The 21,808-nt window shown below is 59.3% G+C and carries 25 protein-coding genes; 19 read left to right on the top strand and 6 right to left on the bottom strand.

Going from position 1 to position 21,808, the window contains the following annotated elements; genetic code table 11:
* The first annotated feature begins 404 nt into the window (after positions 1-404).
* The 4 genes from JWQ24_RS23560 (at position 405) to JWQ24_RS23575 (ending at position 5,697) form a co-directional block, all read left to right on the top strand.
* On the top strand, positions 405-2,150 hold the full coding sequence (locus JWQ24_RS23560; protein ID WP_299813271.1) for an SIR2 family protein: 1,746 nt from the start codon (positions 405-407) through the stop codon (positions 2,148-2,150).
* Positions 2,147-2,773 carry a hypothetical protein gene (locus JWQ24_RS23565; protein ID WP_299813274.1) on the top strand — a complete coding sequence of 209 codons (627 nt, stop codon included), beginning with the start codon at positions 2,147-2,149 and terminating at the stop codon, positions 2,771-2,773. Before JWQ24_RS23560 ends, JWQ24_RS23565 begins: the two co-directional genes overlap by 4 nt.
* Entirely contained in the window at positions 2,770-5,211 is a 2,442-nt protein-coding gene (locus JWQ24_RS23570) for an AAA family ATPase (RefSeq protein ID WP_299813277.1), read from the top strand. The genes JWQ24_RS23565 and JWQ24_RS23570 overlap by 4 nt, the downstream gene beginning before the upstream one ends.
* A 336-nt stretch (positions 5,212-5,547) precedes the next feature.
* Positions 5,548-5,697 carry a hypothetical protein gene (locus tag JWQ24_RS23575; RefSeq protein ID WP_299813280.1) on the top strand — a complete coding sequence of 50 codons (150 nt, stop codon included), beginning with the start codon at positions 5,548-5,550 and terminating at the stop codon, positions 5,695-5,697.
* Positions 5,698-5,792: 95 nt separating this feature from the next.
* Here the strand turns inward: JWQ24_RS23575 and JWQ24_RS23580 are convergent, their stop codons facing one another.
* From JWQ24_RS23580 to JWQ24_RS23600, 5 genes are all read right to left on the bottom strand, one after another.
* Complete coding sequence (locus JWQ24_RS23580) at positions 5,793-6,275, bottom strand: hypothetical protein (protein ID WP_299813283.1); 483 nt, start codon at positions 6,273-6,275, stop codon at positions 5,793-5,795.
* Between the two features lie 175 nt (positions 6,276-6,450).
* The gene (locus JWQ24_RS23585) at positions 6,451-6,891 is read right to left on the bottom strand and encodes a hypothetical protein (RefSeq protein ID WP_299813286.1); all 441 of its coding nucleotides are present in this window, start codon (positions 6,889-6,891) and stop codon (positions 6,451-6,453) included.
* Positions 6,888-8,198, bottom strand: coding sequence for a recombinase family protein (locus tag JWQ24_RS23590; protein WP_299813362.1), 1,311 nt, complete (start codon positions 8,196-8,198; stop codon positions 6,888-6,890). Before JWQ24_RS23590 ends, JWQ24_RS23585 begins: the two co-directional genes overlap by 4 nt.
* An 83-nt stretch (positions 8,199-8,281) precedes the next feature.
* A complete protein-coding gene (locus JWQ24_RS23595) occupies positions 8,282-8,728 on the bottom strand; it encodes a DUF2924 domain-containing protein (RefSeq protein WP_299813289.1) in 447 nt (148 codons plus the stop codon).
* Complete coding sequence (locus tag JWQ24_RS23600; RefSeq protein WP_299813292.1) at positions 8,725-8,925, bottom strand: hypothetical protein; 201 nt, start codon at positions 8,923-8,925, stop codon at positions 8,725-8,727. Before JWQ24_RS23600 ends, JWQ24_RS23595 begins: the two co-directional genes overlap by 4 nt.
* Before the next feature lie 402 nt (positions 8,926-9,327).
* Between JWQ24_RS23600 and JWQ24_RS23605 the strand changes: the two genes are divergently transcribed.
* The 14 genes from JWQ24_RS23605 to JWQ24_RS23670 all read left to right on the top strand — a co-directional run bounded on the left by JWQ24_RS23605 (position 9,328) and on the right by JWQ24_RS23670 (position 19,721).
* Positions 9,328-9,885, top strand: coding sequence for a hypothetical protein (locus JWQ24_RS23605; protein ID WP_299813295.1), 558 nt, complete (start codon positions 9,328-9,330; stop codon positions 9,883-9,885).
* An 81-nt stretch (positions 9,886-9,966) separates the two neighbouring features.
* On the top strand, positions 9,967-10,284 hold the full coding sequence (locus JWQ24_RS23610) for a hypothetical protein (protein WP_299813298.1): 318 nt from the start codon (positions 9,967-9,969) through the stop codon (positions 10,282-10,284).
* Entirely contained in the window at positions 10,281-10,928 is a 648-nt protein-coding gene (locus tag JWQ24_RS23615) for a helix-turn-helix domain-containing protein (RefSeq protein ID WP_299813301.1), read from the top strand. Before JWQ24_RS23610 ends, JWQ24_RS23615 begins: the two co-directional genes overlap by 4 nt.
* A gap of 8 nt (positions 10,929-10,936) precedes the next feature.
* Complete coding sequence (locus JWQ24_RS23620) at positions 10,937-11,194, top strand: hypothetical protein (RefSeq protein WP_299813304.1); 258 nt, start codon at positions 10,937-10,939, stop codon at positions 11,192-11,194.
* A 424-nt stretch (positions 11,195-11,618) separates the two neighbouring features.
* Complete coding sequence (locus JWQ24_RS23625; RefSeq protein ID WP_299813307.1) at positions 11,619-11,954, top strand: hypothetical protein; 336 nt, start codon at positions 11,619-11,621, stop codon at positions 11,952-11,954.
* An 8-nt stretch (positions 11,955-11,962) separates the two neighbouring features.
* Positions 11,963-12,157, top strand: a complete 195-nt coding sequence (locus JWQ24_RS23630) for a hypothetical protein (protein WP_299813309.1) — start codon at positions 11,963-11,965, stop codon at positions 12,155-12,157.
* A gap of 294 nt (positions 12,158-12,451) precedes the next feature.
* On the top strand, positions 12,452-12,688 hold the full coding sequence (locus JWQ24_RS23635) for a hypothetical protein (RefSeq protein WP_299813312.1): 237 nt from the start codon (positions 12,452-12,454) through the stop codon (positions 12,686-12,688).
* Positions 12,689-12,929: 241 nt separating this feature from the next.
* Positions 12,930-14,438 carry a glucan biosynthesis protein G gene (locus JWQ24_RS23640; RefSeq protein ID WP_299813314.1) on the top strand — a complete coding sequence of 503 codons (1,509 nt, stop codon included), beginning with the start codon at positions 12,930-12,932 and terminating at the stop codon, positions 14,436-14,438.
* The gene (gene mdoH / locus JWQ24_RS23645) at positions 14,426-16,609 is read left to right on the top strand and encodes a glucans biosynthesis glucosyltransferase MdoH (RefSeq protein WP_299813317.1); all 2,184 of its coding nucleotides are present in this window, start codon (positions 14,426-14,428) and stop codon (positions 16,607-16,609) included. Before JWQ24_RS23640 ends, mdoH begins: the two co-directional genes overlap by 13 nt.
* Positions 16,610-16,775: 166 nt before the next feature.
* Positions 16,776-17,099, top strand: coding sequence for a hypothetical protein (locus JWQ24_RS23650; RefSeq protein WP_299813320.1), 324 nt, complete (start codon positions 16,776-16,778; stop codon positions 17,097-17,099).
* 16 nt (positions 17,100-17,115) lie between these two features.
* A complete protein-coding gene (locus JWQ24_RS23655) occupies positions 17,116-17,724 on the top strand; it encodes a general stress protein (protein WP_299813323.1) in 609 nt (202 codons plus the stop codon).
* Between the two features lie 189 nt (positions 17,725-17,913).
* Positions 17,914-18,321, top strand: a complete 408-nt coding sequence (locus JWQ24_RS23660; protein WP_299813326.1) for a DUF1236 domain-containing protein — start codon at positions 17,914-17,916, stop codon at positions 18,319-18,321.
* 72 nt (positions 18,322-18,393) lie between these two features.
* Positions 18,394-18,975, top strand: coding sequence for a hypothetical protein (locus tag JWQ24_RS23665; RefSeq protein ID WP_299813329.1), 582 nt, complete (start codon positions 18,394-18,396; stop codon positions 18,973-18,975).
* Between the two features lie 542 nt (positions 18,976-19,517).
* Positions 19,518-19,721, top strand: a complete 204-nt coding sequence (locus tag JWQ24_RS23670) for a hypothetical protein (RefSeq protein ID WP_299813332.1) — start codon at positions 19,518-19,520, stop codon at positions 19,719-19,721.
* Here JWQ24_RS23670 and JWQ24_RS23675 read toward each other — a convergent pair.
* Positions 19,718-21,052, bottom strand: coding sequence for a histidine kinase (locus JWQ24_RS23675; RefSeq protein WP_299813336.1), 1,335 nt, complete (start codon positions 21,050-21,052; stop codon positions 19,718-19,720). The genes JWQ24_RS23670 and JWQ24_RS23675 overlap by 4 nt on opposite strands.
* A gap of 93 nt (positions 21,053-21,145) precedes the next feature.
* Here JWQ24_RS23675 and JWQ24_RS23680 point away from each other — a divergent pair, with 93 nt between their 5' ends.
* Positions 21,146-21,766: a response regulator transcription factor gene (locus JWQ24_RS23680; RefSeq protein ID WP_299813339.1), complete on the top strand. Its 621-nt coding sequence runs from the start codon at positions 21,146-21,148 to the stop codon at positions 21,764-21,766.
* Positions 21,767-21,808: the final 42 nt, after the last annotated feature.

The following is a 21,808-nucleotide window of genomic DNA, read 5'->3' on the forward strand; positions in this document are numbered from 1 at the left end:
CTGTTAGCTATATCACCCTCCGAATCCTCCATTTCAGCCAGGCACTCCGGGCATTCGGCCGGGAGAGCTGATTAATCGAAATGGCCTGAAATTATCTGGCTCGCATTCGGGAAAATCTGTGACTGGCCAACTTTGCTCTGAACGAGTGTGAAATTCTCGAAAGTCTCCGGCGGGAATCCGCGAATTTCCCTTATCCAGAGACCTTCAGCGAAGACAAAGTTGATCTTTACCAATAACGGCGGGAGCGGCGCGGCTGCCGTCTTTGGTTCCAAAAAAGAGCGGATTGGGGGCCAGGCGTGCCGGCGATCGCCGCAACGCACTTGCCAATGTACTCGATGGACAACTACCGCGTGACCGATAGAAGTGACATGCGCGGGCGGCTTGCCTCGCGTTGGGGGAGACGCATGAAGCCACGACCGAGCGCAAGCGACATCACGGTGCTTGAAACCCTTGAGCGGCTTGATACCGATTTCGCAGCCGTAGTCGATGGCATCGAACGTGGTGAGTTCGCCCTATGGGTGGGGTCAGGCATTTCCCGCTGCGCGCCGAGCCTTGGTGGGCTAATTAGCCGGGCAATCGAGTTCATCCGCCTTAAGGCGGTCGATCCGGCCACCCAGGCAAAGTTCGAGCCCGTCTTTGTGGCCGCCCTCACGCTGGCTGTGGATGATCCAGAAACGCTGCGCGCGAATTTCGCCAGTGCATTCGAAACCTGGACGCAACGTGAAAAAATCGTCAAGGCGCTGTGGAAGCAATATTCCAAGTTCCTCGATATTCCTGTCGATGGAGAACAGCCAGACTATCTGCTTTGGGAAGCCGTCGACATCCGCCGGGCGTTCGAGAGTCCCGCTCCCCCGGCCGCCGAACACCTGTGCATTGCCATCCTCATTCTAGAGGGCGCCGTGCGAGAGGTCGCGTCGGGCAATTGGGACGGCTTCATCGAGGCGGCGGTGGAGCGCCTGAGTCCTGGCGTGCCCGGTCTGCTACAAGTCGTCGTCGATCCCAACCATTTGCGCGATGCGGCGGGCAAGGCCCGTCTGCTCAAGTTTCATGGCTGTATTATCCATGCGACCCAAGCACCTAACGACTATCGCAAATATCTGACCGCCACCGAAATCCAGATTATCGATTGGCCGAATAAGCAGGAGTTAGCCCCGATGAAGGCGGCTATCACTGCCGTCGCCACAAACTACAAGACGCTGATGTTCGGGCTCTCTGTGCAAGACGCCAATCTGCATGGCGTTTTCTCCGCAGCGCGGCAGACAAATCCGTGGCCGTGGCCCTGCGCGCCCAACGCCCAGGGACATGTCTTCTGTGAAGACACGCTGCAGCCTGGCCAGAAGACCATGCTGCGGGCGGTCTACGGCGCTGGGTACAATGTCAATATCAACGCCATCGAAACTAGCGCGCACCTGCGGGCGTGGGGCGAGCAGGCCCTTCTGGCCCTCGTGCTGAAGATCCTGACTCACAAGCTATGCGTCCTGGCGACTGCGCGCCTGGAGGCCACGGGGTTGGCGGCCGACGCCGGCGCGGTCAACTCTGGCATCTCTAGCCTTCGCGACGCTGTCGCGAGCCAAGCAGTTGGTGATCGCACGGCTTTCGTGAACGAAGCGATCGGTGCTTGGTCGCGGACCCTTCGCCTATTCCGCAAGGGGGACCTTCCGCTGCAGCCCGACGCTTATGAAGTGCTCAGCGCCTCGTCGCCTGCTCAACTCGCTGCCGACCAGAACGCTCAGGCATCCGGGCTGGGTGAACTTGCGATCGCGCTCGCTATGCTTGACCACGGTGCAGGAGAAAAGCTCTGGACGCTCAAATCGACCTCATCGAGCGCTCTGGCAGATGGAGCCTTCACGGCAGTAGCTTCGTGGAATGGAGCGACGGAACGGCCGGTGTTCATCGTGCGATCCGCCGGCATTGCCATCGAACTGGAAAAGCAGGGCGCGTTCGCTAATGACAACGCCATCGTCATTCACGGTGACGACCTCTGGCACATGATGAGGGACGCGTCAGGAGGTAGCGCGCGTGGGCCCAAGCGCGCGCCGGGTCGAACGGGCATGCCGGGCACACGCCACGTGAGCATTGCGCGAATGATCGAATCCGAGCCGGATATCGCTAGTCTGCAGAAACGCTTCATCGGAGAGGTAACGCTATGAGCGACGCCCTTCTCGTTCAGGCGCTGGTATCTCGCCTCAAGGTCATGGGCTACGAGAGCTTAGTGACCCCATTTCGGGTTGCAACCGTCGAGTTCCAGTTCACGGCAGCGTTGCGCGGCAGGCAAGGCCGTGCCCTCGATCTGGTTCTTGTCGTAGACACCTCTATAGGTGACCATGGCGATCGCGAACCCGAACGGGTTAAGCGACGCGTGGAGGCGTTAAGCCGCGCGTTGGATGTGACCGGATCGCGCTACGTCCTCACCGTCATTCTTGCTGGCGCGGCTCTGGCCGGCAACGTCGATGCCCTGTCGGAGACGTGTCGAGTTCTGAACGTCGAAGGGATCCGTCTTAACGACAAGGGCCAACCGGAAAACGCTGAAGCGGCCGAGGCCTTAGACGATCAGATCCGCGTGCTGTTGCCTTTGGACCTCAAGGGCACCGGAAGCGAGCCAGCTCCAACGAGCCTCAACGCGATGGCGATGCTGGGCGCTGCGCTGCCCGCCGACTTTGATCCTGAGCTTCTCAACATGCTCGTCTTAGCATCGGCGGCCGGCGAGGACGCAGTCGAGACCGCGATCGGCGGCGCCATCGATGCAGCCTTGGCAACGGGTGAAAAGCCATGACCAAAAGCCAGCTCAAAGACATCGAGATCACCAACTTCCGCAGTATCCGCGGGCGTATGCTGGTTCCGCTCGACGCTCAGGTCGTGTTGATCCACGGTGAGAACGGCGCTGGAAAGACTAGCCTGTTGTCCGCGATCGAAATGGCGTTGACCGGGCGCATGGTTGCTATCCAGCGAGCCGACCCGAACTATGATAAGCAATTGTTGCATCGCGGCTCCCAATCTGGAAAGATTTTGTTGAAGGCTTGCCTGAACGGGGCTGACGTCGAGTTCGAGACCCAGCTCAAAACAGCAGGGGCAGACACTCTGACCTGCTTGCCGACGGGCATGGCCGCGTTTCTCAGCGAGCGATGCTATCTGCCGCAAACACTGCTGGGCCAACTTCTGCAAATTTATCAGGACTCGGGCTCCGGATTGGATTCTCCGTTGTCGCGCTTTGTCGGCGAACTCTTAGGTCTGGACCCTCTTGACGCAGTCGAGTCGGGCCTTAAGGCGCTAGGCGATGTCAGAAACGTTCGAAAGATCTCGAGCCAGTACGGGGTGACTGAGTCAGAGAAGGCGCGGCTCGAACGTCAGCTGTTCGACCATCAGAGAAGCGCCGCCGCGATCGTTACCACTTTGTCGGAGGCATTAGCGGAGGTCGATGACGCCGCCCGGGCGCTCGGTGCCGCCACGCCCATTCCGGTGGAGGAGCTTGCGCTAGCAGAAGGTCTATTTCTAGACGCACCTGAAGAAAAATCGCTGGCCAACCTCAATGATCACAAGCGTCAACTTGAGGCGATTTCGCGCCAGATCGCCCAGTCGGCCTCTCCGACCGAGAACAACGACGAAGCGACGCTGGCAAGCGCGCACCACCAGGCTGAGACAGTCTTGAAGGCCTGGCAGGACCTCTACCGCGAAAATTTCGCGAGCCTGCGGCAGGCGTTCCAGATTCAGTTCCCAAGTCATTCTTTATCGCCATCGATGGGCGAGTTCAGGAGCGACGCTCTTCGCCTTGTGATTAGCGAACGCAACCGCATCGGCGAGCGGGCAGTGCAAACCTCCGCCGATCGGACCCGCCAGGCCAGCGTATTTGCGGAAATCGAGACCGCCCGCAAGCAGCTTGAGACGATCGATAGTGAGCTGTCACGGATTTCTAGCGACGCCGGCGGCCTTGGCGCGGCGCTTGCTGAGCTGTCCACCTTTATCACCGGTGACAACTGCCCAGTCTGTGATCGCGATTTCACCGAAACAAAACGGGGCAGTCTCTCCGATCATGTGCACGCCAAGGTTCGCGCGCTGTCCACCTCCGCGCAGCGGTTGCTGGATCTTAGCGGAACGAGGAGCGAACAACAGGCGTTAATCGATAGCCTCGATAGAGAGCTTCATTCGCTGGCTGCCAGGGTCCTGCCGGACGAGGTCGTGACCGATATTTCACGCTTGACCGCCTTGCTTGATGGGCTGATGGCTCAACTTCAGCCTCTGGAAGTTGTTGCTGCCGACGGCGATCGCTTGGTCGCACTTGAGACGGCTGCCCGGCGGGCGTTGGAGGAGCATCAGTCGCGCAGTCGCGTCCGAACTTCTGCGATGGCGACCTTGACCGAATTCGTCAGCGGTCTAACCGAGCTGGAGATGGATGCGCCGGGCGCGACAGAAGCGCCTTCGGCCGTCGTAGCACGCTATGTCCAAGGCTTCGACGCCAGAGCCAAGATTTTGGAGGGAGGGCTTGTAGCGCGGAGACGCGGGATGGAAGGTGTGCGAAAGGCGAGGGCGGAAATCGCACGTCGGGATGAGATGGTGGCGCTTGTCGATATTGATCTACTAGAACTGGCCAAGGTGGACGAGGCCATCAAGCGGGCACAGCTAGTTCGGTCGCAAGGCCAGCAGGTGCGTTCGGCCGTCGAAAGCGTAAGATCGACGATTATCCGCCGCGAATTCAATGATCGGCTCAATCGGCTTTGGCGTGACCTCTTTATTCGCCTAGCTCCGAACGAGCCCTTCGTGCCTGAGTTCAAGGTTCCTGAAACATCCACGCAGCGCCTTCAGCCCCAGCTAATCACTCGGCACCGCAGCGGTGGAACGGGCGGTACGCCAGGTGCCATGCTTAGCGCCGGGAATCTCAACACGGCCGCCCTGACCTTGTTCACGGCTCTTCACCTGACGGTTCCACCTCAGCTGCCGTGGTTGATACTGGACGATCCCGTGCAATCGATGGACGATGTGCACATCGCGCACTTCGCAGCCCTATTGCGGACGCTATCCAAAGAGCACGGACGCCAGGTGATGATCGCCGTGCACGACCGCCAGCTGTTCGAATATCTCAGACTTGAACTCAGCCCAGCCTTCGTCGGCGACAGCCTGCTTACGCTGGAGCTGACGCGCGGAACGAGCCGCGACACTTATTGTCTGCCTGAACGTTTGCAGTTCCAGGAGGAGATGGCTCTGCAGACGGCGGCCTAGGATAGGTTTTGAACCTATGACTTTCAGCTATGCGCCTGCCGATTGGGTCCAGAAGTATGTGTTCCATAACATTCGATCAGCGATCGAGCTCTTTTCGGCAGGATGTCGCATCTGACCAAAATGCGATCAGCGACGCCGAAATGGTAGTACTCTTCCAGTCGCCTTAGAGCGATTTGGAGAAGGTTGCCCATGCGTAGGAATTGGAGACCAGCCTGTCTTTTCACTCATAAACAGCAGGCGCAACCAATCATGGGTGATTGACGCCTCCGCCCAGGGCATCGGGTCTGGCTCCGATCCGTCGTCGTGTTCAGGCGGACCGAGTGGCACAGCGACGGCATGGCCCTCCCACATAATGCCGCCTGGACCCATAAATACATACTCGCAGTCCTCCGGCTCGGAGCATTCGTCAACGAGCGCCGCCAGTTGGCGCTCGTCATGGGCGACGAATATTCCGACGAGGTCTTCACCGTTCTTCGTTCGAACTAGGTATATTTGCATTTGGACGTCAAAATCTCATGCGAGATGTTTGGGAACGCCGCGCGGTCGCGCATCTCAATATGCCGAAGCCAAGGCGTAGGCCATCAACCTCGGCGAAAGGTGCTGGTCTTGGCTGAAATGCTCGATGTCGGTTTCGCGGAACGCGGCGATGGCGATCCCCGGGGACGACGCCTTGCGTCACCCAGGTTGACCTGCTTGGTCTTGCGTGATCCGAGCTGATTCTGCCGCATCTTAGTCGCCAGAGCGGCTTTACTGGTAATCATTCCTCCCACGTCGCCCATAAACAGCCAATTTAGACACTGGCCGTGCGCGTGGAAAAATTCGACCACGGGCTGGAACTGTGCGTCGGTGGTGCGCTTGCCGTCTGCGCGTCGGCGGCAAAACTGTATAACGAGTGCTGCTGCCGGTTCAGAAAGTTGCCAGCCGTCGCAGACGTAGCTGGTTCGCAAAACATCCATCATATGTTCGGCGCGGACTAAAGCTGCTGCGGGACTCTCGCGATCCACGACTATTTGCTCAGACGTGTTGGATGTTCCAGCGGTGGCATGGACGACTTGCAGAGTCATGAGATGCTCCTGAAATCAGAATGGCACCGCACATCCGGCGGCTTAGCAAGTTGAGACCAAATTTCGCATCGAGAGTCGATCTATCGCCGCTGATTGCTCTGTTTCGCCTATTAAGGTTTCTTTTGAAAACGCTCGATTTAGATAGGCTCTAGCACCTGTTATACTCAGGTAGTTGCTATTGCGCGATCAGTTGAGCGTGTTGCTGGGCCCAATTGAGCGGAAGGGGTCCAAGCAACCCATCAAGCTCCAGTTCCGCGTGCTGGTGTCCTTCGAGAATCGATTGGATAATCGCTGGCGCCAATAATGTCAGGCGCAACACACGGCTGAGATACGACTCGTTGATGCATTCGGCTTTTGCCAAATCGCGGACCGTAGCGTGTCGGCCTGACTCCAGCATGTCCCGCCACCGATGGGCACGAACGACCGCTTTGACGAGAGTGCTGTCGATTCGACTGGCGCGCGGGATCCAAGGCGCTGCATCGGCCGGCGTCACGACCTGCTTGCGGCCCCCTTGGTGGCGCAGCGTGATGGGAATGTGGACCGAGATCGTCCGGCCGTCGCGGCTGAGCGTTGGGCGGCGGGATTTGCCGACGATGAGGTTTTGCTGAGCGGTCATGCGGCCTCTTGCTGCGGAGCCGTGGCGCCGCGGAGATCGCTGCAAAGCGAGGTCAGGCCATCGACCCGCAGGCGGAGATCGATTCCAGTCTGGCTAATGTCGACCCGCTCTACCAGCAGCTCGATGATGCGGGCCTGCTCGACGGGGAATAGTTCAGCCCACAGTGGCTCGAATTCCACCAGCGCACTGCGGACATCGTTCTCGCCAAGGGAGGTGCCGGCTTTCTGTGCTGCGCGCCAGGTGGCGACAATGACCTCCGGCGACAGTAACAGCGATCGGATCTGTTCAATGACGATCCGCTCGATCTCGGCGGCAGGGACTTGGCGGACTGGGCAGGCGTCCGTCCCCCGCTTCATGACGCTTTGGCTGATGTAATAGCGGTAGAGCTTGCCGGCCTTTCGGGTGTGGGTTGGCGACATGGCCGCGCCGTCAGGTCCGAATAGCAGCCCTTTCAGGATCGCCGGGGTCTGTGCCCTGGCGCCGGCAGCCCGCTTTCGGGGGCTGTCTTTCATGAGGGCGTGGACCTGGTCCCAGAGCTTGCGGTCGATGATTGCCTGGTGCTCGCCGGGGTATGACGTGCCCTTGTGGACAGCCTCGCCAACGTAAACCCGGTTGTTGAGCAGCTTGTACAGCACGCCTTTATCCAGGAGGTGGCCATACCTGTTCTTTGCGCCCTTCGCCACCAGCTCCCGCGCCAGCAAGGTCGCGGACTTCAGAACCAGGAAGCGCTTGAATATGCCCCGCACCGTCTCAGCGTCGGCATCATGAATAATGAGCTTGCGATCCTGGACCTCGTAGCCGAGCGGCGTCCAGCCGCCCATCCACATGCCCTTCTTGCGGGAGGCCGCGACCTTGTCGCGGATCCGTTCGCCGGTGACCTCGCGCTCGAACTGGCCAAACGACAGCAGCACATTGAGCATCAACCGGCCCATCGGGCTACGGGTGTCGAACGACTGGGTGATGGAGACGAAGGTGACGTCGCGGCCGTCGAAGGTCTCGACCAGTTTCAAGAAGTCCAGCATAGACCGGGAGAGCCGGTCGATCTTGTAAACCAGGACCACGTCCAACTTGCCGGCTTCGATGTCGGCAAGCAGCCGCTTCAGCGCAGGCCGCTCCAAGGTCCCGCCCGAGATGCCACCATCGTCGTAACGGTCGGGCACCAGCGTCCAGCCCTCGGCACGCTGGCTGACGATGTAGGCCTCGCAGGCCTCCCGCTGCGCCTCCAGCGAGTTGAACTCCATGTCGAGGCCTTCCTCGCTGGATTTGCGGGTGTAGACCGCGCAGCGCAGTTTCCGGAGCGGAGGCATGGCAACGCCGCGGCTTGTCGACCGGTGATTTCCATTGCCGTTCGACGTAGATTTCGATGCGCCAGAGCTGCTGCGGCGAGTTGTCATGATTTGACCTGATGATTCTTGAGGCCGAAGAAGACCCAGCCATTCCATTTCGTGCCGGTGATTTCCTGGGCGACGGACGACAGCGACTTGTACGGGCGACCGAGATATTCGAAGTCATCGATCCGGACCGTCACGCAATGTAAGATGCCCTGCCATTCCCGGATCAGCTGGGTGCCGGCGATCGGGCGGTGAACAGGGCGAGCTTTCCGCTCGGCGGCGGTCTTGGTGTCGTACTGCTTGGCCATGGATCGGAGGCGGTCGAGGGTCTCGCGGCCCAGCCCGCCGTAAGCCAGCTCCTGGATCCGGTAAGCCAGCCGGCTCTCCAGAAAACGCCGATTGTATTGGGGCGGCTCGCTGTTAAACAGCTCCCGCCACTTTGCCTTCAAAACCGGTGCAGATGCGCCCTTCAAGGCCGCCAATTGGCTCAAAACCGTATTATTCACGTGCCGATATCCTCGCGTTCACGCTGGACATGACCGTGTGACTCGGGCGTGAAGTCGAGCGGAGAATCTCGATTTGCCGGCGAAATGCGACTGGACTTGCGGGCATTAAGACGCTGGAGCCCGAGCGCCAGTATCTCGGCCAATTCGCTCAAGATGGAGCCTGTCGTATGATCAATGTGGCGAATCGAATCTTTCATCGCCTGACAAGCCACCAAGGCATGCTTGGCGTCAGGCCGGGTAGATGAAGTATTTTAGGGGCCCTTGTCGGCCCAGAGGTTTGATGGGTAATGCTGAACGCGATTAGGCCGCCCATACAAAGTGCTCCTAAGGGCAGTAAGGTATTCCTTCAAAATGCGGTTGAGTGTCTTGGGCCATTTTCGGACGCTGTCGAGCAACTGTCAAAATTAGAGGCTCGTCGACGTATTGATCGACTTGCGAGATCGCTAAATTACAATTTCGCGTGCGAGCTCAAGTCACCTCGGTTGGGAGAGACGATTGACCAGTTCCGAAAGTCGGTCGCGCTTGCCGAGGGACTTGAACGGCATTTGTCCTCGCTTAACGATGTGACGCGGTTCCTCCTCGAAACAGGAGGGGATGGCATGCCAGGTTTTATGGCCTTTGTCGGTCGACACGCCGAGAAGAAGGCAAAAAAAGCAAGCGATGACCTCGATAAGTTTATCGTCGATCTCGAAGTGTTTACGAGTCGCCTCGCACTTACGACCGCGATCGTCGAAACAAGATTCGAGGGCGTTGGACGCAATACCAATATGCACAACAGGCTGATTGGCATAGTTCGGATTAAGTTCATCCAAGACGGCCTGGCGATCTATGAGTTGTTTAGACCGGGAAAAATATCCGGGTCGGTCGGCGGGCCTTTTCACAAATTTCTGTTGCAGATTTTCCAGTACGCCCGAGGAAGCGATCCGGACGAAAAAAAATCCAAACTCGGCACGCACCTCAAAGAGCTTGTTGGTGGGTATAAGGCGCGAAAGCGAGAAGAGGCCAAGTATCAGGTAATATACGAGCGGCGAGAACTCATGCTAGCAAATCCGAAAACCAAACCTGAGGCGCTACAAAAGATAGATAAGGAATTCGCTCAAAGCGGCGCGCTAATGCGGAAGCACTGGCGAACGTATATGCCGCAGCTCCGCTATTAGGCTGACGAGGTGCATATCTAAAGCTATGTGGTCGGCCTGTGTTGAGCGCGAATAGCCTCTAGGAGCGTCTGTCATCCATGGATGGCGTCCCGTCATCCCTTGATGACGGAGGCTGATTTGTTGAACTTTCAGGCTATCGAGCACATTCCAGATGGAAGACGGCGCCGGAGCGCAAAAGAACGCCTCCACCAGAAGCGCGTACCGACCACCAAGCGCACGGCGGGCTACGCTCCTAAGGAGTTTTCGCTCTATATCGGCCGTCAACGACTAGGGATGGTGACGCAAATTGCTCCGCGGTCATTCGAAGCGTTCGATGTGCATGGAGACGTGATCGGTATTTTCAGAACCCGGGTCCAAGCGATAGCTTCGATTCCGAAAGCGTCTGAGGAACGGCTGTGAGCTACCAGGCAACTGAATGGGCGCGTCGCCAAGTCACAGGGGGAAAATCGCGAAAGGTGCTGCTGTTCGCTATCGCAACCTATGCAGACGCAGACGGGTTTTGCTGGCCGTCACAGGAGACCCTGGCCAAAGATGCTGAGATGTCCGTCGACACGGTTCAGCGCCAACTGAAGCTGTTGGAAAAACAGAAACTACTTACGCGCGAACACATGCCGAAGCGGCGGGGTAAATGGCGCGGCCACTGCTATCGCCTCAATATAGGATCAGCCGTGCTTGGCTCAGCCCCGGGAGCCAAGACCACGGCGCTCGATTTGCGGCCTAACCACACCGCATCTGGCACCGAAACCAGGCCGCATAGCTTGCGGCATAAACCTTCAAGAGAAACTTCATCTGAAAATCTACCAGGTAGAACACCGACCAGCGTTGAGAAGCGCCAGATTGCTTTCCAGAAGCAGTATGAGGGAATTGAAATCATCCAACACCGGATCGCCGTGCGCATCGGGGGTACAGGTTGGCTCATCTTAGGAGAAATGAGTGAAAGTGAGCTGGCTCGAGTGTCCGCACTTGAACGGCAGGGCAGGCTGGACGACGAGAGCTTGCTAGAAGCCGTCGCGAAGGTCCAACTGACGAAGCTGAGGGAATAATCACGTCCGTGCTGGCTGCTATCTTGCAAGGCGAGCTCAGCGAGGACAGCTCAGTTCTCGTTCGCACCGCTCGTCGTCAAGGGCTGATGGGCGATGGCCGCGCGATTGCTCGGCGCAATGACGCAGCAATTGTCCGGTTTCTCGCCAGACCTTGGATACAGGGAAAGATCCGTGCGATTCTAAATGCGCCCGGATTTTACTCTATGAAGTGCGGATATGGGACCGGTTTAGAGTGGTTTGTGCAGAAAGAGCATCAGCTCGATTGAGAAAACCAACAGTGTGCCGCGAGGCAACGGTTCTTCATTTTCTGGCTTTTTATTCACAAAAGCCAGATCTAATAGCCGCGGCGTTAGCCCTGGCAGTTTGCTAGGGCTAACGAGGAATGTGAGCCATCCGAAATATCTTACGTTGGCCTGTTTGGGGGAAAGGCAGAGAGTGTCCAGCCTCGATTGTCCACTTCCTTCAAAGGCCACTTCGCGTCGGCATGTCGGTCGCGAGACAGCCAAAAACTCATTTGACACGATTAGCCCTGGCAATTTGCTAGGGCTAACGAGGACCGTCGGCACGCTGCCCCATCGAGGCTTAATTGATGAGCGATGCGCTAACCGGCCTGACGCGCGGCCCGGAAGGCGTCGGAGCTGACTACTTTAGCTTCGCGGCACGTCCCGGCTGGGGTGGAAGGGCCTGACCGTGTTGCGCGCTCAACAGGCGGGGGGGGGCGTCAAAACTCTGGAAGGTAGGGGCATGGGACCGGTTAGGGTGTCTCACACGCAAAAAGTTGGTTTTTTAAAACTAAAAGCCCACCTGCGTTTGGTCTCTGGCGCGGCCGATGCCACTCAGCATTTTGCGGATTTAATAGAGAAAGCCACTCTTGCAGTAGATAGCTTCTGGCGCTGCGCGCTCGCACGCTTAAGCTACAAGACGAAGACGTATCTAAGCGCGCCGCTCACGCTGCAATCGAGAAGGGATTTCGTTCATTCCATGGATCATTTGCCGACAATTTGGATGAAGTGGCAGGTGACATAAAGGCAGCGTTGACGAAAAATCATGAGTACGTCAGCTTAGCGACTTTAGATGCCGCTATCGTCATGCTCAAGAATATCGGGCGAGAGGATGATGCCAAGGCTCTTCTGAAATCCTTCGAAAGCAGCCAAGATGCAGAGTTCAGGCAGCCCGAGCGTGATCCCTTTGGCAGATCGATTGGCGATTCGGATGCTCAAATAATCTAGCAATCTCTAGCTTGGATAGCGCTTCGGAGTTGTAGCGCACCGGTTATTCCTCCCATGCACACCAAAAGACGGGGTCTTAATCGCGAGCATCGAAGCTTAATTGACGACCTCGGACGCGCAAAAGTAATCGACAAAATTGGCTCCAGCGCTCTCGCCTAAGTCGAGCATGCGATGCATCTACGCCGTCGACAAATCGGGAGATAGTGGCAATTGTATCGGGAACCTTCGGCATCGTCCTGAGTTCTATTTTTCGCATCGGGCACCCTGCATCCTATGCAAACTGGAGGAATTACGATGAGGAAGTTTTTGATGGCCAGTGCCATCGGCGCGTTCGCAGTGACCTCGGCTTTCGCCCAGACCACGACCGTCTCCACCGAATATTACGTGGTGCGGGATCCCGCTACGAAGAAGTGCACTGTCGTGGACAAGAAGCCGACGACCACCACGACAATCGTTGATAACGGCACATACAAGACGAAGACTGAAGCCGAAACCGGCATGAAGACTACAAAGGTCTGCACCGAGAACTAAAGTTTCGGAGCTTTCGCCGTCGTGGCGGCGAAGGCTCCGTTACTCGGACACGACTTATTTGGCGTCACTCTTTGCTGGGAATGCTGCGTTCAAAATTACTCATTGTGACTGGCCGACTTGCCCAGCCTTGGCCGGGACCGCCGGTGCCGGCGGGACCCTCAAGATGAAGCTTGTTCCGCTTTAGGAACTGGAGCGTCCTGCGGGGTTATAGGCTGTAGCTTTTCGAACCGTTGGAGGCACCTTGAACCGACGACAACTTCTTGGGGCCTCGGCCGCGCTTCCGCTGCTGACAATATTGCCACGTAGCCCTGCAGCGGCGGCTGGACCGACACCATTCGACGCCTCCTTGGTGCGGCAGATGGCGCGCGACGCCGCCGCAAGGCCGTTCAAGGGTGCCGACAACAAGTTGCCGGACTCTCTGAAGGATCTCGACTACGACCAGTACCGCGCGCTTCGCTTCAATCCGGAGAAGGCGCTCTGGCGCGGCGAGAAGTTGCCCTTCGAGGTGCAATTCTTTCACCGAGGCTCGTTCTACACCAACCGTGTCGATATCTACGAAGTCGCTAATGGGCAGGCGGCCCGGGTTCCCTATCAACCCGAGAACTTTTCATTTGGCGCTACGCCGCCGCCTCCGGCCGGTACCGATCTCGGCTTCGGCGGTTTCCGGCTGCATGCGCCGATCAACAAACCCGATTATTACGACGAGGTCTGTGTATTTCTCGGCGCCAGCTACTTTCGTGCGGTTGCCAAAGGTCAGGTTTACGGTCTGTCTGCGCGTGGTCTATCGATCAACACCGGCGAGGCGGCAGGCGAAGAGTTTCCCCAATTCAAAGCGTTCTGGATCGAGAAACCGGCGTCCAACGCCAACTCGATCGTGGTGCACGCGCTGCTGGACAGCGAAAGTGCCGCAGCTGCCTATCGCTTCACCATCCGGCCGGGCGAAACCACGATTTTCGATGTGGAAGTGGCGATCTATCCGCGGGTTGAATTGAAGAATGCCGGCCTCGCCCCGATCACCAGCATGTTTTTCTTCGGGCCCAACGACCGCAAGGAAGTCGATGACTTTCGCCCTGCCGTGCACGATTCCGACGGCATGGCGATCTACAACGGACGCGGCGAGCAGCTGTGGCGCCCCCTGAACAATCCTCGCGACTTGCAGATCAGTTCGTTCGGTGATCTCAATCCCCGCGGCTTCGGGCTGATGCAGAGACAGAAGAGTTATCTCGACTACCAGGATCTCGAATCCAGCTTCGAACGGCGCCCCAGCCTGTGGGTCGAGCCTATCGGCGACTGGGGCGAGGGTTCGGTGCAGCTGCTCGAAATCCCCACCAAGGAAGAGATTCACGACAATATCGCTGGCTTCTGGCGCCCGAAAGGTCCACTGCCGGCCAAGGGCGAGCACACCTATGCCTACCGCCTGCATTGGGGACCGGACCATCCGAAGCCCTCGGCGCTTGCGATCTTCTCGCGCAGCGGCATAGGCGCGCGCGGCGATGACACTAAGCTTTTCGTGCTTGAGCTGATCGGCGATAAGCTGAAATCCATCGCCCCCGACAAGATCAAGGGCGTCGTTACCGCCGAAAAGGCCGAAATCCGCAACGTCGTCACGCAGCCGAACCCGCAAAGCGGCGGCTGGCGGCTGAGCTTCGAAATGCCGATCAAGGGCAAGGCGCCGGTCGAACTGCGCGCGTTGCTGATGCAGGATGATCAAGCAATTTCCGAAGTCTGGGTCTATCGATGGACGCCGTGAGCCCGAAGAAACCAGAACCTCCGACCGTTTCCGCAATCGACTCGTCGTCTCCGGTTGATGCAAGCGGCGCGTTTCTCCCGCCGGAGATGCCGACTGCAATGGCACCGCAGAAGCTGGCGGGGGTGATGAAATCGGAACGGCGCGCTCAATTCAAGCCGATGCCAACCGTGCTGCGGCGCGCCTATATCCTGATCGGCACCGCCGCGATGACCTTGGCCGGCGGCTACGAAATGTTTGAGGTCTTGCAGGTCGGCGGAGTCACGATCCTCGAAGGTTTGGTACTGGCGCTGTTCGTGTTGCTGTTCGCCTGGGTGGCGTTCTCGTTCATGTCGGCGCTGGCCGGCTTTGCGATGTTGCTGGTGCGCGGGCGGGATCCGCTCGGGATGGAGCCTCACGCGCCGCTCCCGGCGATCTCGAGCCGTAATGCGATGCTGTTGCCGACCTATAATGAAGATCCCTATCGGATCATGGCTCGTTTACGGGCGATCTTCGAATCCGCCGGGGAAACCGGCTATGCCTCGCAATTCGACTGGTTCGTGCTCAGCGACACCACCGACCCGGCGATCTGGGTCGCTGAGGAAAAGGCTTTGCTACAACTACGCCACGAGGCGAGCGCCAGCCGCATCTTCTACCGCCACCGGCCACGCAACACCGCGCGCAAATCGGGCAATATCGAAGACTGGGTCAAACGGTTCGGCGCCGGATATGATCACATGATCATCCTTGACGCCGACAGCCTGATGACCGGCGATACCATCGTGCGCCTGGTCGCCGGCATGGAGCAGCATCCCGGCGTCGGCCTGATTCAGACGCTGCCGATCGTAGTCAATGCGCGCTCGCTGTTCGCGCGGATGCAGCAGTTCGCGGGCCGGCTCTACGGCCCGGTAATCGCGTCAGGTATCGCGTGGTGGCACGGCTCCGAAGGCAACTACTGGGGCCATAATGCGATTATCCGCGTCCGCGCCTTTGCGGAGGACGCCGGCCTGCCAGAACTGTCCGGGCGGAAGCCGTTCGGCGGCCACATCCTCAGCCACGATTTCATTGAAGCGGCATTCATGCGGCGGGCCGGATGGGCGATCCACATGGCGCCGAAGCTGGCCGGCAGCTTTGAGGAATGCCCGCCGTCGCTGCTCGATTTTGCTGCCCGCGACCGACGTTGGTGCCAAGGCAATCTGCAGCATCTCGCGGTGCTGCCCGCGCGCCGGCTGCACTGGGTGTCGCGGCTGCATCTTATGACCGGAATCGGCTCTTATCTGACCGCACCGCTTTGGCTGATGTTTCTCGTGCTCGGCATCCTGATCTCGCTACAGGCGCAGTTCGTGCGGCCGGAGTACTTCCCGAAGGGCTTTTCGCTGTTCCCTCAGTGGCCGGCGCAGGATCCAGTCCGCGCGGCTTGGGTGTTCGCCGGCACCATGGGGCTGCTGATCGTGCCGAAACTGCTCGCCTACGCCTTGCTGCTCACACAAGGGGACACCCGCAAACGCTTCGGCGGCGGCTTTTTGGTCCTTCTCGGCATTATGGTCGAGACCGTGCTCTCCGGCCTCATCGCGCCGGTCATGATGATCTTCCAATCATCGGCGGTCGGCGAAATACTGCTTGGTCGCGACGCCGGCTGGCAGGTACAGCGCCGCGACGATAGCGGCGTTCCGTTGCGCGAGGTCGTGAGAGAATATGCGGTGCCAACGCTAATCGGGGTACTGATGGCCATCAGCGCCTACGCGGTATCGCTCCCGTTGTTCCTGTGGATGACGCCGGTGATCGTCGGTCTGCTGCTTTCGGCACCGGTGGCGATGCTGTCATCGCGCCTATTGCAGGCGGGCCAACGCGCCGGCCTGTTCGGTACTCCCGAACAGAATACGCCGCCGAAGGTGCTCGACCGCGCCAACGAGCTGGCGCTAACGGCGCCGACCTACGGCACCAGCCCGCTGCACGAGCTCCGCGGCGACGCTGAGCTGCGGGAGGCGCACCTGCGAACGCTGGCTGATCAGCCGCGAACCCGCGGCCAGATCGATACCGACCTCGCCATCGCCCGTGCAAAAATCGAGGACGCCGGGGGGTTCGATGAAGCCGTCAGCTACCTCAGTACCCGTGAAACGTTTGCCGTCCTGAATAGTCGGATTGCGCTCGAGCTGCTGGCACGATTGCCCGACGAGGCGCCAGTCGCGGACTAATGACGGCTTCTTGGCCGCGCTAATCAGGAAATCGGCGAACCACCCTCTCCCGCACCAGGACGAGCCGTCGATCGTAACGCGCAGGAAGTGCCACTTTTCCCGATGCTGGGGAACGGTGTGCAAAGTCGAAAGTTAGAAGCGCCCTGCCACTTGCGAGGATCTAGACATGAAACACCTTCGCCTTCCAATCTTCGGCCTTTGCGTTGCCGCCGCCCTGTCGTGTGCTGCTTATGCTCAGGCGCCGGCGGCCAAGAGCGGTCCGGGAAACAACGCCATTAACAGCGAGCAGAAGAACTCGACAGCGCCGGTAGCGGGACGGAACTCGTTTACCGAAGGCCAAGCCAAAAGCGCAATCGAAAAAGCCGGTTACACCAGCGTCACCGAGCTGAAGAAGGACGACAACGGCATCTGGCGCGGCAAAGCCAGCAAGGGCGGGTCGGCCAGCGCGGTCACCGTCGATTTCCAGGGCAACGTCAACGCCGCCAAATAATCAAAAGGACACGAACATGACCGCAACCATTTCTCGCTTATACGATTCGTACGCAGACGCTCAGAAGGCCGTTCAGCGCCTGGAAACCGCTGGTGTCCCTCACTCCGACATCAGCATTGTCGCCAACAATTCTAATGGTTGGTACGACGGAAAGAAAGATCGCGATGGTGACGGCGTGGACGATCGCGCCGAAGCGGCGGGCACCGGCGCTGGTGTTGGCGCCGGTCTGGGTGGCGCGGCCGGCCTGCTGGCCGGCCTCGGGCTGCTCGCCATTCCGGGTCTCGGCCCTGTGGTTGCCGCAGGTTGGCTCGCTGCCACTGCCGTCGGTGCGGCAGCCGGAGCCGCCACCGGTGGACTTGTCGGCGCATTGACGGAAGCTGGCGTATCGAAAGATGACGCACCGCTTTATGCCGAGGGAGTCCGCCGCGGCGGCACGCTTGTGTCGGCCAAAGTAGCCGATGCGGAACGCGCCCGCCTGGACGCCCTGCTAAGCCCTTCTTCGGTCAATCTGAGCGACCGCAAGGCCGCTTGGACGAAGTCCGGCTGGGCCGGTTATGATCCGGCAGGTCAGCCCTACGGCGCGGACCAGGTTCGCAAAGAGCGCGCTCTTCACGGCACCCGCTAAATAAAATGGCCCGCTTCGGCGGGCCATTTTTTATTGGCGGTCGCCGGACGGCCCGGCTGCGCAGTCGCTCCGATAGCTACACAACTGCCGAAGGCCTCGTTCCCGTATAGGGATAAAGTGGCAATTTTTTTGGAACGGATCTTTTCCTTGTTGGTTTCTCATGTCCTTAACAGCACAGGAGGATGGACGATGAAGAACACTATGTTGGCAGGTGCGTTTGTTTTGGCAGCGCTTTCGGTTCCGATCCTCGCTCAGGCGCAGAACGGCGTGGCGGCTGGTGCGACCACCGGTGCGGTCACGGGCGCTGTCGTGGGCGGCCCGGTTGGCGCGGCGGTAGGTGCCGGGGTCGGTGCCGTTGCTGGCGGCATTGCCGACGATACGCGCCCGCGCTTCCGAAGCTACGTGTCGGAGCGCCGCGTGCCGTCCTATCGGTACGAGCGCGAAGTGCGCGTCGGTGCGGACCTGCCAGAAAGCGGCGTCACATACTACGAAGTGCCGAAGGAATACGGCGTGACCAAGTACCGCTACACGGTGGTCAACGATCGTACCGTCTTGGTCGATCCCGGCACCCATCGCATCGTCCAGATCGTCGAATAACGACTTCAACGGAGCGGCCCCACACGGGTGGGGCCGCATTTCCCTGTGTGATGGGGCAACAGGAGATTGGCCATGTCGTTCAATCCGAGTTCGTTTTTTGCCGGCGTCGGGACGGTCTTTGTGGCAATCGCCGTCGGCTTCGGCGGTGGCGCGATGATGACGGCGACGACGCAGAAGAAGCCCGACGGGCCGAACCGCCTCGAACGCATAGCTTCGACATCCGCAGCCGCTCCCCCTGCCGCAATGGGACCGGAGAGCGCGATTGCACCGCTGGTCGCGGCCCCACCTACTCCGGCGGAGAACATGCCACAACGGGTCGATCAAACGCCAGCACCGCCGTCGGTTTCGACAGACACTTCGGGATCTCAACGGCCTCAAGCTCCGCCTACAGCGCCGGCATCGGCGTCGCCCGAGGCGATACACGAAACGCAGACGGCTCCCGCCTCCGGACAGGTGAGCGAAAGCGCGAAGAGCAGCGAGCGCAATCGACGCGCGGAACGACGTACGAACGAGCCACGCAAATGGACCGAACGCAAACGTCCACGGCTAGAATCTGTCGATGTGGCAGTGGCGCGACGCGAGCCAGTGGTCATGCGTGAGGTTGTCGAGGAAGAGGAGCGTACGCCGCGCTTCGGGCTTTTTGGTCGGGACTAGTTACTCGTTTTCGGTATCGGAAACTAACGGTAGTTCACCCGGTTTTCGCCGCGTCGATGCGGTACCGCAATGAAGCAGGAAAGCGCCTTGCCCCTTTTTCGATACCTTTGCCTAGTCGGCTCCGTTCTTGTCGGCGCGCTTTGGCTGTTCGGTTCACACGAGAACGGCCTGCGCTCGGCCCAGACCGAGCGGTGGACGTCGCTCGATACGCTTCGCGCCATGGCACATCACGGAGAGCCTCCGCGTCCGAAGGCGGTCTTCGCTGATGACGCGGCCCCGATCCGCGTGGCGGTCACGGAAGCCGCGCCGCTGCCCCCTACGCGCCCTCTCGTTTCGCCTGCCGTTAACTCGCCTGCGCTCAACGACTCCTTCAATGATGCGCAGGCCCGCTACCGCTCCAGGGGAATTGCTCGCGCCAACATGTCCCGAAAACCGCGACGGCAGGCGGTTGCTGCGCGGGCAGTAAAGCCTCGAACCGCCGGAGCTACCACCGTTGCTACCGCCGACCGGATGTCTCCCATCGACGTTTTCGGATCAGCGTGGTGACCGGGCCGGCAAAGGGCCCGCTGGCTGATCAGTTCCAGCTGACGTCCATCATCGCGGCCGCTATACGCGCCTGTCACGAAAGCACGAAGCAGCCTGCCGTCGAACAACTGAGTACCGAGGACGCCAACTGTATTGCGAAAGCCGTGCTGTCGGCGCTCGCGGAAGCCGGGCTCACGATTGTGCCAACGAAGAACGATTAGGCTACGTCCGAAGCCGGCAGCTTGCAGCAGATTGACGTCCAGCCATCTCGCCGCGACAGTTCGAAGCTCCCAGCCAACGCCCGCAAGCGCTCCCGCATGCCTGTTAGGCCCCGCCCGAACACGGGTTCTGTCGACCAGCCGATTCCGTTATCCGAGACTTCTACAACAACGGAGCCGTGGTGCAGCGCCGCTTTCACTCTCATCTGGCTGGCCCCAGCGTGCTTCGAGACGTTGGTAATACCTTCCTGTATGACCCGATAGATTGTCTGGGTGACAACACTGTCCATGCCGTCCAGATCGGGGCCGATGTCACAGGCCACTTTGAGGCCGGGAAGTTGGGCATGGACGTCACGAAGTAACTTTTTGACGCTCGATTGCAGTCCGAGCTCTTCGATATAGAGAGGTCGTAGGCGATCCAGTATCCGACGATTAGCCATCTGCAGGGCTTCCACAGATTGTATCGCCCGGTGCGGCGCGGAGTCCGGATCGTCCTCACTGATGTTACTGGTGTCGGCCATGGCTATGACGTTGGCCCGGATGGCGAAAAGAAGTGGCCCGAGTTCGTCATGGAGTTCACGCGAAATGTCGCGCCGCTCTTCATCCTGAATCAGGATCATCCGACGGAGCAGAGTCCGATTTTCGGAGTTGAGGCTTGAAAGCGTGCTGGCCAGTTCGTTTACGGCCAAACAGCTCTGGCGTATTTCCGGGGGCCCCGAGCAAGCGATCCTGGCCTCATAATGGCCGTCTTGCAGCTTTGCCAGCCCGTTCCCGAGATCGCTCAGCGGCTTCAAGGCAGCCCCTACGGTCCAGAATGCGATAAGAATGGTAAGAAAGGCCAATCCTACGCCGGAAGCGACGATCGAGAGAAAGCCCACCCATTTTTCATAGATGTTTGCCCGAATGTCGGGCTCGTAGACGAGGTCTCCAACGCGCCGATCCCCGACCAGAATTGGAATACGCCGTGACAGATCCGGCAAGTTGAGAAAGCTCACGAACCAGTGCGGCACGTGAGAATAACTTAGCGCAACGGCAGGGTCAGTTTTCGTCGTCGATATTGCGCCGACCGGCCGGAACTGCAGGGCATCGGGACTGGTGGAGGCTAGGCCGGAGACAAAGGCCACCAGGACGGCGTTCGGGTCGTACGTCACCTTCAATGCATTGTTGAGGGCGCCCGCAACCAGGACGGCCGAGCGCTCGGCGGGTTCGTTCTCGTCGACAAGCTGGTCAGCCGAGAACAGCCGCAATAGCGAGGCGCCGGCAACTAAAGCCACAAGGAAAACGGCGCACAAAAACAGCGATAGACGAGTTCGAAGTGAGTATGTTTTCCACATTGGAAGGATTCCAAGCTATGAACAGAACAATCCCTGTTCAAAGGCCGCTGACCTCCTATCTATAGACAGGTCACAACTTACAGAAAATATATCATGAGATTGTTGATCGTTGATGATCATCCCGTGGTCGCCTCCGGATGCCGGTCGCTATTCGCTTCCGATGCTTCGGTGAAAATCGACGAAGCGGCGGATGAGAAATCTGGTCACCGTGCTTATCTGAGTAAGCGCCCGGATGTGACGATTATCGACATCAATCTGCCCGACCTTTCCGGTTTCGAACTGATGCGTCGGATCCGGAAAGAAGACCCCGATGCCCGCATTATCATGTTTAGTATGAACGACGATCCAGCGTTCGTTGCGCGCGCTATCGAGCTGGGAGCTCAGGGGTACGTTTCCAAGGGAGATGATCCGCGCTTATTGGTCAAGGCCGTGCGAAAGGTGGCGGCAGGGGAAAATTTCATCACGCCGCGCCTCGCCGAATCCGTCACCTTCTCTGCAGCGGCGATTCGCTCGAGCCCGACGTCTCAGATGAAGCCGCGTGAACTTGAGATCCTGCGACTGTTGGCACGAGGCGACAAAATCAGTGAGATCGCTGACGCTCTGGACATTTCCTACAAGACGGTCGCCAATACGACGTCGCTGCTCAAGCAGAAGCTTGGTGCAAAGAGCCACTCCGATTTGATCCGCATTGCGGTCGAGACTGAGTTGAGCTGAGCCGCAAGACCAGTTCCCAGTTTTCCGATTTTCGCTTCGCGA

This window comes from Tardiphaga sp., assembly GCF_028290495.1.
Lineage (GTDB): Bacteria > Pseudomonadota > Alphaproteobacteria > Rhizobiales > Xanthobacteraceae > Tardiphaga.